The following is an 11,448-nucleotide window of genomic DNA, read 5'->3' on the forward strand; positions in this document are numbered from 1 at the left end:
CTCGGGGATATTTGGGGAAATACTATTGTTATCAAAAAAAGTGAACTAGACATCATTATAAGTGAATAAAAACGTATGGTAACATCGGTTATAAGTAATGGCTAGGGTCTCTGACTGCTCGGAAAATTCTCCGAATTTTCCTAAAATAGTCTATATTTGTTAAGGCTTGGTTTTGGTTAGGCGCCACTACTTATAGCCGCGGACCGTTGTGCGTAATTAAACCCAAAATGACCGAAATACAATGATTGAAAGAATTAATCATACTTGCTTTTTTTGCTCAGAACCTATTATTGAAAAGAAAACACTGGAACACATTATTCCAAACAGTTTATTGGGTAAATTAGGAATTAAAGAACAAACTGTAACGAGTAAAGACGAAATACAATATAGTCGAATCAAAGTTCCTGCACATTCAAAATGCAATAGTGAATTTGGTAGTTTTTACGAGGATACAATTATTAAACTATTAGATAATCCAGAACAGCTTTATGAAAATCTAAAACAAGAGGAAATTGGAATAATGATACAATACGGTCCAGATCAATCTGTAACACAATTAATATCTACTTGGTTATCAAAAATATATTATGGACTATTTTACAATGATTCTTTAAAATCACAAGATGATGATTGGAAAAATATTTCGAAAGAAATCGTTGCAAGTGAGAATTTTAAAATCATACAAACATCCTATCAAAACAATCACGGTTTTTGCTTACCATCAAGTTTATTTGTTTTTAAAACAACAAATGTGAATTTTGATTTGAGAACATTTCTTTATCCACAAGGTATTTTGATAAAAATCAAATCTATAGTATTAGTTTTAGTTATTGCTGATGGATTTCTTACAAAAAATTATATTCAAGGAATCAATTTAACAAACCTAAGAGAATACTTGGAAAAAGTGGAACAAGAGCAACCAGACTTCCCAGTACATAATCTTGCATTAGCAGAAATTTTAGCCTTAAGACTTGCCATAAAAAAGAGCCCTAGTTTCATTGTTTCAAACAATGAGATACTAAATATGAGTTTCTCAACAGGAGTTAATAATCCTCAAGAATATTATAAAGTAGATGAAGAAGAGATTAACGAATATAGAACTCAAATCTTGAACGAATTCGGAATTCAAAATTAACTACGCACAACAGCGGTTTGGCTCAATAGCTACAAATCAATAAAAAACAACTTTCGATTTTCCGCTGGAAAATCTTATCTTAGCAAGAAATAATCGTTCCACGCAGCCGCTACTGCGCCAAGCCGCGGACCGTTGTGTGCAATATTTCCGAAAACCCTTTGAACAAATGAAAATCAGAATAAATACTACAATATTTTTACTTTTACTTATTTTTCTCAATGGTTGTGGATTAGGACAATGGGAAATTTCAGAATTGTATAGCCAAAAAATAGAAGGAACTTCAAAAATACTATATAAATATGATGCTTGGGGTGGTCGTGATTCAAATGCAAACGGTTTTATAATACTAGATTCAACAGAAACATTTGAAATTGACTTAATAAATAGTTTATCTTTTTATAATCTTTCAGATATTCCAAACAGAAATAAAATAGAAGGAATTACTCATGATTGTTACAATTCTTGTGAAGAAAAATATTATAAAACAAAACCAATATTTTCTCCAATGAAGATTGATAATTCAAAATCCGAAGGCTTAAATATTGAAACTAAAATATATCAATATAGAGGACTATCAGAAAAAGATCGAGGTTTAAGAGGTGATTTTATTTTCGAAAAATTTGTTGAAACTAAAGACAGCATTTACTTTTTCAATTTGAATGAAGTTAAATATGTTGATAATAAACACTTGGATGAATTAAAATTAAAAAAGGGAGAAGTTTATATCAAAGAAAATGAAAATAATGAAATTACATCATTAGTAATTAATCAAATAACATTAAATCCAAATAATAAAGAAATAATTGAAACTGTTACTTATTTTCTTAGTCCGAAAAATAAAATAAAAAGTAGTGATTTTTCAGAAAGAGGAATATTTAAACAAGTAAAAGTAACTAAATAATACAGCACACAACAGCGGTTTGCTTCAATGGCTACTTCCGGATTTTCCTACGGAAAATCCGCTGCTCAATGGAATGTTTTGTTATATTTGTAATGGCTTGGAATTGGTGTAACGCCACTGAGAGCAAGCCGCTAAACGTTGTGTGTAATTTTGAAAAACACGCTAAACAGAATTATGAATATCGAAATCAAATTTAGAAAAGAAAGAATAACATTAGGAATTATAATTTCTTTACTACTGCTCATCTTTTCTGTTTATTTCATTATAAAACCAGAAATTTTTATAAGAAATGTTTTTATGAAAATATTATATATTCAAATTCTTGGAATAATTGGAGTTGTTTTATTTTCAGCACTATTTTTCTCAATATTAAAACTTTATTTTAAAAAATATGCATTAAGAATAAATGAAGAATTTATAATTGACAATTCAAGATATGAATCTTTAGGCAAAATTGAATGGCAAGACATTTTAAAAATTGAGAGAATCAAGAAAAAAAGTATTGAGATATTTGTAAATGAAAGCGTTTTTCAAAATAGAAAATTAAATTTGATAAAAAAGTTTCTAATGTTTATGGGGAATTGGAATTATAAAAAAAGTATAATAATTTCAAATGCGTTTTTAGATTGTGGTATTGAAGAACTTTACGATAATATTACTAAAACTCATCAAAACCATAAAAAAACTACACACAACAGCCGTTTGTAGCAATTGCTAAGCTTGGGTTACTTCGGAATTTTCTCCGAAAATTCCACATGGAGTTTTGTACTTGTTTACTTTTACTATAAATTTACGCAACTGCCACAAGCGGCGGACCGTTAGCAGTAATTTTTAGAAAACTATGAAACAATATTTATTTTTAATTTCAGCTTTTTTATTATCGCTTTTCTTAAATGCACAAGGAAAAGTTAAAGTACTTTATACTGGAGACCCAATTACAAACTCCTATAATTTTGAGAAATTCAAATTTACACATCAGATATTTGCAGATGCATTTTTCAGAACTTCACTCCACAAAGATTTAACTAGTACAGAAATGGCTGAAATTGTAGAAACAGTAAGACAAAGAATCTCTGAATCAAATTTTATAAAGTTTGAAATTAATCTAGAAAATTCACCAAAGGCCACATTAATCTTTTCGATAGAGCCAAAAACCAAAGATGGTGCAATCTTAATCATGACGACAAATTTTGATTCTGAAACTAAAAAATATGGGACCAACAACGATAATAATTTTGTAAGGTACTATTTTATTAAAGGGAATAAAATAGTTTATTGGAAAGATCTTTTTTCAAGTGAAAAAGAAACTAATTTGATTAAAGAAAATAACAAGTCAGATTTAATTGAGCTATATATGAATGACGAAGTTTCAGAAAATGATGCAAAAATTAAAACATTAATTGAAGAAATTATCAATAATTCAAATTCAACTAAAATTGAAAATCTATACGCAAAACTTTATTTACAAGAATATTATCTTTTAACAGATAAATTTGAGCTTGCTTCTAAAACACAAGAAGATCTACAAAAATATTTTGAAGAATATAGTAATTCTGAAATACCTAGTAATTATAGTATAATCTCTAAAATGGCAAAATGCGAATTAGAAATTATGAATATGATAAATTAAAACTACTGCTAACAGCCGTTTGTAGCAATTGCTAGGCTTGGCTTGCGTTCGGAATTTCCTCCGAAAATTCCACGAGGAGTTTTGTACTTGTAAAGTTTTAGGATAAATTTACGCAACTGCTACAAGCGGCAAACCGTTGTGCTCAATTTAAAATGAATCAAAATCTGAAATACAAAATTAATCTTGTCTTATCATCGACATTTTTTTGTCTCGGATTCATACTTACTTTAACAAATGGCTACTACGAATACAATTATTATCATTTCATTCAAATAGGTCGAAATGATTTAATCGCCAGGCTTGAATTTCTATCAATAACATCAAACTATATATACTATCCAATATCAATTTGGATTCTATTCTTTACATTATTATTACTCGAAAGGAAAAAATTAAATTTAATCAAAAGAGAATGGATTTATTTTTTAGCACAAGCAATTATAATTGGTGTACTGTTTGTTAAATATCCTATGAACTTTCTCATTATTGAAAAAACTAAAGTTTGGTTATTTGGAATAACTTTAATGACTGTGTCAATTATAATTTATTGCACAAATCTGAAATTAAAAAAGAAAAACTGAGCACAACAGCAGTTATAAGTAATGGCTATTTCTAGAATACTCCGAAAATTCTCCGAATTTTCTAAAATAAGTTTATATTTGAAATGGTTTGGTTTTGGCTCATCGCCACTACTTATAGCCGCGGACCGTTAGCAGCAACCTTAGACAACAATGCCATATCTTATTTTACTTCAAAAAAATACCTTGATTCAAAAAATCAATAGTGACTTGCTCGGTGGTATCATAATACTTTTTTTATCAATAATTCTGGTAATAATTTATCAAAAGATAAAATCTAACCGTAAAAGTTTCGAAGAAAAAATAATCCAAACTATTAAACAAAATAGAATTATAGATTTAACGTTTTTTGATAATCTTTCTGAAGAAGAAATGAAAGTGAATATTCGACGAGAAATAAATAGGATAAACGAAAAACATCGACGAAAATTCATTGATTTGCAAAAAATGGAAGACTTGATAAAAGAATTGACAACCGAAAATTTGAGAAAATTATATCAATGGTTTTTCTACAAAGGCAGCTGCTAACAGCGGTTTGCTTCAATGGCTACTTTCGGATTATCCTACGGAAAATCCGCTGCTCAATGGAATGTTTTTCTATATTTGTAATGGCTTGGTGTTGGTGCAACGCCACTGAGAGCATGCCGCAGAACGTTGTACAGCATTTAACAAAAATGATTCGAAAAGTAAAATACGGAATAACGGAACTGAAAAATTCGACTGACCAAGAGTTAGTTGAACTAATTTATGATAAAGCTTGTGAACTATATTTTGGCACTTTCGGAGAAAATCTTGACAAAGCGGATAAAGCACTTTCTGACTTTTTGGTTATTTGGACATTAGATTCGGAAGTAAAAAATGGTGGATTCGACCAATTCTTTCTAAACAACGGACTTGAATACGGAAAAGAAGCTGTCAACGGATTTACAAGAATAGGCGCAAAAAATTTCGCAACTCTGACTGAAAAAGCGATTGAAATTTTCAAAAAACAAGATTCGGAATTTGAAAATAAACGGAATCCCGATTTTGACAATTTGGACGATGAATATTATGATTTTGAAAGTTGGGAAAGTTTACAAATCGAATATATCCGAAAAAATTATGAGAAGTTTGTTGTGGAATAAAATAAAAACGCTGTACAACACCGGCTATAATTCATTGCTTCTGACTTTCCTGTCGGAAAGTCCTCGCAAATTTGCTATCTTCGGTTTACGGCGGAAAGAATCCTGCGGATTTATCCGCAACGAAATCATAGCCAAACACGTTAGCGACAATTTTGAAAAAACACAGCTTAAGCTCAAATTTAATGAAAAAGATAATCATTTTTTTATTCATATTTTCTAATTGCATTTTGAAAGCACAGAACAACAGAATAGAAAAAGTTATTATAGAGTTTAACTACTTTAAATATTTAGATACAGAATATAAAATTGATTATTCAAAAAAAGAAATAAATTGTGTTCTGAAACATAAAATATCTAAAAAAAGAGATACAATATTTTCAGACAAAACTTATAAATTTACAAACAAGCAATTCAAAAAATTAAAAAAAGTATTAAATAAAAACATTCCTGATTCAATTATTCGTAAATCTGAATCAGTATTTGATGGTGGTGGATTTGTTATCAAATATTATAAAAAAAATGGAGATACTTCCAAATTAATCACGGTAAATATAAATCGAAAATCAAATAAATATCTTGCAGAATTTAAATTAATTGATACTTTTTTTGATTTTATCTATTCAATTGTGAAAGATAATGATGGTTTAGAAATTTTAGACGAATCTTATCGTCCATATTTTTCTGGTTTGCCAATAAGGAAAATTTCAGAAAATCCTTTAGAATATAAAATTTGGGGAACCATAAGTGGTAATTCTACATGGAAGAACAATTTAACTCCTTTTTTAGAAGGTTTACCGAAAGATAAATGTGTAATCATAGATTGTGACAATAAATTAAGTTATGCTTGGCAAGAAGATATTTTGAGGTTATATATTTTGAAAAACTCAAATATACATTTTGCAAATATTGACTACTTGAAATATACTCGTGAATATCTAATTGAATTCAAAGAAAAATATAAAAATGCTGAAAATAATAAAGATGAAATAGATAAATTAAAAAAAACAACTTTATACGATTTGTACGTAAATAATAAAGACGAAATTGAAGAATGGTTAAAATTACCTGAAAACTTAATATATAAAACAATTGATGAATATAGAAAAAACTGTCGCTAACATCGGTTATAAATTATGGCCGGGTTTGCGCATTTTTCCGAATTTTCTCCGAAAATTCGAAATTAAATTCTATATTTGGAATCGCTCGGTCTGTGGTTTTTCGCCACAATTTTATAGCCGAGAACCGTTGTAGCACATTTTGAGAAAACAGAATGAAAAGAATAATTCCAATTCTTATTATAATAATTTTTACATCTTGCGACCCTGGAGTTGTAAATAAATACGTTATTATAAACAGAACTCAATCTGATTTAAAAATTGAGTCAATATTAGAATTTGGAAAGAGGAAAATAAACGGAAAAGATTCAATAAAAAATGTAGAAATAAAACCCAAAATGGAAAAAATAATAACAGAGTATGGTGAAATCGGAAATGCTCACGATAAAGGGATTTATTTTCTTGAAGGAATTGACACAATAATTGTAAAATCGGATAATCGTAACTTGAAAAAGAACATATTTGACAGAAAAAACTGGGAATATAAAGTAACTAAAACAGGCGTTTTTTCAATGGACGAAGTGGAATATAGATTGATTTTAACCGATACTAGTTTTGAATAAAAAGAATTTAAAAATCATTAGGCTATATATAATTAGTTTATTCTGCATTTTCAGTTATTTCATATTAGAGAATTCTAACCTCATTTCTGAACTCATTCAAATATCCGAAAAAGGTCGTTATGGTGGATTTCCGACATTTTTTCTAACAGGATTATTCAAATATGGTATATTAATAATCGGAATAGGTATCATTATAATTCTGACTTTTATGTTAATCAGAGAAAGAACAAATAAACACACTTGAATAAAAACGTGCTACAACAGCGTTTATAAGTAATGGCGGGTTATGGCAACCTTCCGAATTTTTTCCAAAAATTCAAAAGTTTGCGGTATATTTGAAATGGTTTGGTTTTGGCTCGTCGCCACTACTTATAGCCGCGGACCGTTGTATGCAATTTGAGAAACAAAAAAAATAATGAAAAACATTTGGCAATTATCAACCAAACCATTTGAAGTAATAAGTGAAAATAAGCTTATTTTTTTTACTTGGTTTTTATTCACAATACTAGCAGGACAAATTGGAGTTATCTCAAATTTTATTATTAGAGTAATTAACGGAAATTTAAGCTTCTCACAATCTTTATTTCTAGATAGTATAAATGGAAGTTTCTATACTTATTCAATAGCTTTACTTGCTTCTGTTTTAGGTCCTTTATTTGTTAACCTAATCGAAAATCATCCAACAAAATTTAAATCAATTAAAATTCTAACAATTATTGTTTCAATCTTTACATTATTTTTTGCTGGTGTTTTTTATTCTAGTTCACCTAATGACATAAATATTGAGAAATTAAAGAATCTTACTTACAATATCGATTGGTGGCAATTAACATTCTTATTACTTTCAATAATTATTTCTGTTTATTCCTTTAGTGTAATAAGATTGGAAAATAATTATGATAAATATAAAGAGTTAGATGACAATTTTGCTTCAAAAGATGATGCAAAAGTTGACGAAATGAACAACAAAACAGAAGATTTAAAAACCGATTCTAAAGGAAATAAAATATGATAGTAGCACCTTACATAGAAATAAATCAACCTATTGGGAGCTTCTATTTTAGTAAAATGAAAGCTACTGATTTAGGACAATTAGTACACGTCACACCTAGGTCTGCTAGTCCTAGTGCAATTCAGAGAGATGAATCAAGTCAAAGAATTAATGAAATAGCAAAATATTGTTCTGACCCTGATGCTACTTTTCCAACACCAATAATCATTAGCGTTTATGAAGATGCTAATATTACGCTAAACAACAATAACTTCGAGATACCCTTGAATAATAATAAAAAAATTGGGGAAGTTATAGATGGTCAACATAGATTAAAAGGAATTTTAAAATCTGATTTTAAAGATAGGTTTGAACTTCCTATAATTCTTATGTTCAATTTAACAGAAGAAGAAAAAGCTTATGTTTTTTCTATTATTAATAGTAAGCAAACAAAGGTTAGTATGAGTCTTATATATGATTTGTTTGCTTTATCAAGACATAGAAGTCCTCAAAAGACTGCACACGAAATTGCACGTGCTTTAAATAAAAATACTGAATCACCTTTTTACAATAGATTGAAAATGTTGGGTAAAAAGGAAGAAAGTCAAGATTTAGCAACTTTATCTCAAGGTACTTTTGTAAAGCATCTAATATTCTTGTTAACTAAAGATCCTGATTTGGACTATAGATTATCAAAAAGAAATGAAGAACTTCCTCAAGTTCCTTCACTTCCATTGAGGACATATTTTTTAAATAATGAAGACAGTGTAATTTTAAAGATATTTTTAAACGTATTTAATTCTTTAAGAGATACATTTCCTGAATATTGGGAATCACCTTTGGAGAATATTTTATGGAAAACAACTGGCTATGTTGCTATTTTAAATTCTTTCAATGCAATGTATGATTTAGGAGATAAACATAATGACTTGACATATAATCATTTTAAAAAATGTTTCACAAGCTTTAAAAACTATTTAGAAAAAGAAAATCTTGAATTAACTAGTAAAGATTTTCCTTCTAATGCTCAGCAACAAAACAGATTGAGTAAAATGATAATAGAATCAATAAAAACTGCATACAACAATGGCTATAAGTAATTGCTTGTTCTCGCCTACTTCTGAAAATCCTTGCGGTTTTTCAGTTTGGTGTGTACTTGCAAAGTTAAGTGCCAGCCCACGCAACTACTCATAGCCGAGACCGTTATGCGTCATGCATGAAAAACTGAGCTGAACAAGGACAATTTGAAAAACTTATTTAGAAATTTAATTTATAAAGCAATGCCAAAGTATCAATTATTTAATAAAGGAGATGTGATACAAACGAATCCAGAAGAAGGTTTTTATGGTATTGCCATAGTTCTATCTCAAGATGAAGGTACTCCAAAACTACACCCAAGATGTCATATGCTAATTACTGCAATAATTTCACATAATGAAATAGATTTCAGTCAACTTAATTCTAACGACTTTAAATTAATTGAGTTTGAAACACATTATACCTTTGCATTAGAAAAAAGAAAAAGAGAACCTTTTGTTAGGAAGGAAATAATTATTCCAACTTACACAAGAAGAAATGTTTCTAATCTAAAAGTGTTAGCGAACATTGAAACCGAAAACTTATATAATGGTGAACTTCCATTTGAAGCAGGACAATTAAATTCAGGTATTTATATTAGAGGACATGGAGACCCTGAAAAAAAATTACTGGGAAGAGAAGCTTATATAAATTGGAAACGAAAAAATAATCAATAACATAGTGTATGGCAAACAACATAAAAAGATTGCTATAAAATAAATTATAAAATGATGGAAGTATGTAACTTAAAAATAAGCACGAACGCATAACAGCCGTTTGTTGCAATTGCTAGGCTTGGGTTACTTCGGAATTTTCTCCGAAAATTCCGCGAAGAGTTTTGTACTTGTAAACTTTTAGGCTAAATTTACGCAACTGCTACAAGCGGCGGACCGTTAACAGCAACATATTTTGCTCCGCAAAACCAATTGTGACGTAATCTTTCGCACGTTTCAAAAAATAGTTTGCTGTGGCTGTTTCTCTTTTGGAAATGTTTCGTTTCAACCAATCCGACTAATTTACGCTTGCCGATTTTTAGCCAGTTTGTAATTGGTTCCAACAGTTGTTTACCGAAAAGAATATTTATTTGGTTACTTCTCGCCTTTCTTCGGCTTTTAAACTATTTTTTTTCACTTCACTATGCTGCTGTTAACACTGGTTTGCACTCAGCGCAAGTCTTGGGTATTCTTGCCGAAAAAATTCGTCCCGAATTTTTTCTTACACCATTTTTGCTATCTTTGAGTTTAAGGTTTGCGCCGAAGATGCAAGCCAGAAACCGTTGTGCAACATTGGAAAAAAACCGAACTAATTTGAAAAAGTGGCTTTTGATTTTATTTTTTGGAATTTTAATCGGATTGTATTTCGGTTTGGGAACAATATTCGGATTTTTCAAATTACTAATTCTTTTCGGAATTTGTACTCTGATTTTAATTGTGCTTTTGATTGTTTGGAAAAATTCGAGCAAAAAGCGTAATTACGCAATTCGTGTTTGTGCGACAATATTTTTTGGAGTAATTTTTAGTCTTTTGTTTGCAAAAATTAAACAAGAGTATAATCAACACAATGCCGATTTAGTTGCGGAAAAAATAATTGAATACAAAAGTAATTTTGACAAATATCCAAACTCACTAAACGAATTAAAAAACAAAACGGAATTGCCAAAATATCTTGACGAATATAAATTCAGAGATTTTGAATATTCAAACAATAATACAACAAACGAATTTACTCTGACTTATTCTCTCGATGGTTGGCACATTAATGAATTTGATAGCAAAACCAACGAATGGAAAAGCAGAGACTGACAAAACAACGTTGCACAACAATGTATAACCGCAATTACGGCGGATTCGACTGCGCCCGAATCCACTCGGAATTGCTAACGTCTGTGCAAAACCGAAAATTAACGCATATTAACCCGTAACAGACGGTTATACGAAACCGTTGTACATAATTATCCGAAATCAAATGAAAAGAATATTAATAATTGTAATTTTAACTCTTGTAGGTTGTTCTGATAAAGTAAGTGAAGAAAAATTAATGTCTTTAAATATCGATAAACTTTACATAAGTGATCAAGAAGATCGAAAAAATAACGAAACAAATAATTGGTCAATTGTTGCGAAAAGGGATGAAATTAGAAGAAAACGTGTAGGTCAGTTGATAGACTCTAATAAAATAATATCTGCTAAGGATTATGCCAAAGCTGCAATGATTTTTCAACATGGTGTAAATTCTTCCGATTATTTAAAAGCAGTAGAATTTATGAAAAAAGCAATGAAAATTGATTCAACAATTAATAAATCATTATTTGCAGCAGCGACTGATAGATATTTG

At 29.3% G+C, this 11,448-nt stretch carries 12 protein-coding genes and 1 pseudogene; all 13 read left to right on the forward strand.

Translation table 11 applies throughout. From position 1 onward, the window contains the following. The first annotated feature begins 241 nt into the window (after positions 1-241). Positions 242-1,135, forward strand: coding sequence for a hypothetical protein (locus ACFS5J_RS11170; RefSeq protein ID WP_379812274.1), 894 nt, complete (start codon positions 242-244; stop codon positions 1,133-1,135). Between the two features lie 166 nt (positions 1,136-1,301). Then, a complete protein-coding gene (locus tag ACFS5J_RS11175) occupies positions 1,302-2,036 on the forward strand; it encodes a hypothetical protein (protein WP_379812275.1) in 735 nt (244 codons plus the stop codon). 174 nt (positions 2,037-2,210) lie between these two features. Next, entirely contained in the window at positions 2,211-2,744 is a 534-nt protein-coding gene (locus tag ACFS5J_RS11180; protein ID WP_379812276.1) for an STM3941 family protein, read from the forward strand. 133 nt (positions 2,745-2,877) lie between these two features. Beyond that, positions 2,878-3,666, forward strand: a complete 789-nt coding sequence (locus ACFS5J_RS11185) for a hypothetical protein (RefSeq protein ID WP_379812277.1) — start codon at positions 2,878-2,880, stop codon at positions 3,664-3,666. A 731-nt stretch (positions 3,667-4,397) separates the two neighbouring features. Then, positions 4,398-4,772, forward strand: coding sequence for a hypothetical protein (locus ACFS5J_RS11190; RefSeq protein ID WP_379812278.1), 375 nt, complete (start codon positions 4,398-4,400; stop codon positions 4,770-4,772). 146 nt (positions 4,773-4,918) lie between these two features. Beyond that, positions 4,919-5,368, forward strand: a complete 450-nt coding sequence (locus tag ACFS5J_RS11195; RefSeq protein ID WP_379812279.1) for a DMP19 family protein — start codon at positions 4,919-4,921, stop codon at positions 5,366-5,368. Positions 5,369-5,550: 182 nt separating this feature from the next. After that, positions 5,551-6,486, forward strand: a complete 936-nt coding sequence (locus ACFS5J_RS11200) for a hypothetical protein (protein WP_379812280.1) — start codon at positions 5,551-5,553, stop codon at positions 6,484-6,486. A 152-nt stretch (positions 6,487-6,638) separates the two neighbouring features. Further along, positions 6,639-7,046, forward strand: coding sequence for a hypothetical protein (locus ACFS5J_RS11205; protein ID WP_379812281.1), 408 nt, complete (start codon positions 6,639-6,641; stop codon positions 7,044-7,046). 415 nt (positions 7,047-7,461) lie between these two features. Continuing rightward, positions 7,462-8,058, forward strand: a complete 597-nt coding sequence (locus ACFS5J_RS11210) for a hypothetical protein (protein ID WP_160634407.1) — start codon at positions 7,462-7,464, stop codon at positions 8,056-8,058. Continuing rightward, on the forward strand, positions 8,055-9,137 hold the full coding sequence (locus ACFS5J_RS11215; RefSeq protein WP_379812282.1) for a DGQHR domain-containing protein: 1,083 nt from the start codon (positions 8,055-8,057) through the stop codon (positions 9,135-9,137). Before ACFS5J_RS11210 ends, ACFS5J_RS11215 begins: the two co-directional genes overlap by 4 nt. A 180-nt stretch (positions 9,138-9,317) precedes the next feature. Next, entirely contained in the window at positions 9,318-9,791 is a 474-nt protein-coding gene (locus ACFS5J_RS11220; protein WP_379812283.1) for a hypothetical protein, read from the forward strand. Positions 9,792-10,421: 630 nt separating this feature from the next. Then, on the forward strand, positions 10,422-10,916 hold the full coding sequence (locus ACFS5J_RS11225) for a hypothetical protein (protein ID WP_379812284.1): 495 nt from the start codon (positions 10,422-10,424) through the stop codon (positions 10,914-10,916). A gap of 163 nt (positions 10,917-11,079) precedes the next feature. Continuing rightward, positions 11,080-11,448, forward strand: a pseudogene (locus ACFS5J_RS11230) (hypothetical protein); the annotation flags it as partial.

Origin of the sequence: Flavobacterium chuncheonense (assembly GCF_042686145.1) — a bacterium.
Lineage (GTDB): Bacteria > Bacteroidota > Bacteroidia > Flavobacteriales > Flavobacteriaceae > Flavobacterium > Flavobacterium chuncheonense.

Bases quoted from the DNA above. Each gene is read 5' to 3' on its own strand.
- ACFS5J_RS11170 (WP_379812274.1), top strand. From the start codon at position 242: ATGATTGAAAGAATTAATCATACTTGCTTTTTTTGCTCAGAACCTATT.
- ACFS5J_RS11185 (WP_379812277.1), top strand. From the start codon at position 2,878: ATGAAACAATATTTATTTTTAATTTCAGCTTTTTTATTATCGCTTTTC.
- ACFS5J_RS11215 (WP_379812282.1), top strand. From the start codon at position 8,055: ATGATAGTAGCACCTTACATAGAAATAAATCAACCTATTGGGAGCTTC.
- ACFS5J_RS11220 (WP_379812283.1), top strand. From the start codon at position 9,318: ATGCCAAAGTATCAATTATTTAATAAAGGAGATGTGATACAAACGAAT.
- ACFS5J_RS11205 (WP_379812281.1), top strand. From the start codon at position 6,639: ATGAAAAGAATAATTCCAATTCTTATTATAATAATTTTTACATCTTGC.
- ACFS5J_RS11175 (WP_379812275.1), top strand. From the start codon at position 1,302: ATGAAAATCAGAATAAATACTACAATATTTTTACTTTTACTTATTTTT.
- ACFS5J_RS11200 (WP_379812280.1), top strand. From the start codon at position 5,551: ATGAAAAAGATAATCATTTTTTTATTCATATTTTCTAATTGCATTTTG.
- ACFS5J_RS11195 (WP_379812279.1), top strand. From the start codon at position 4,919: ATGATTCGAAAAGTAAAATACGGAATAACGGAACTGAAAAATTCGACT.
- ACFS5J_RS11180 (WP_379812276.1), top strand. From the start codon at position 2,211: ATGAATATCGAAATCAAATTTAGAAAAGAAAGAATAACATTAGGAATT.
- ACFS5J_RS11190 (WP_379812278.1), top strand. From the start codon at position 4,398: ATGCCATATCTTATTTTACTTCAAAAAAATACCTTGATTCAAAAAATC.
- ACFS5J_RS11210 (WP_160634407.1), top strand. From the start codon at position 7,462: ATGAAAAACATTTGGCAATTATCAACCAAACCATTTGAAGTAATAAGT.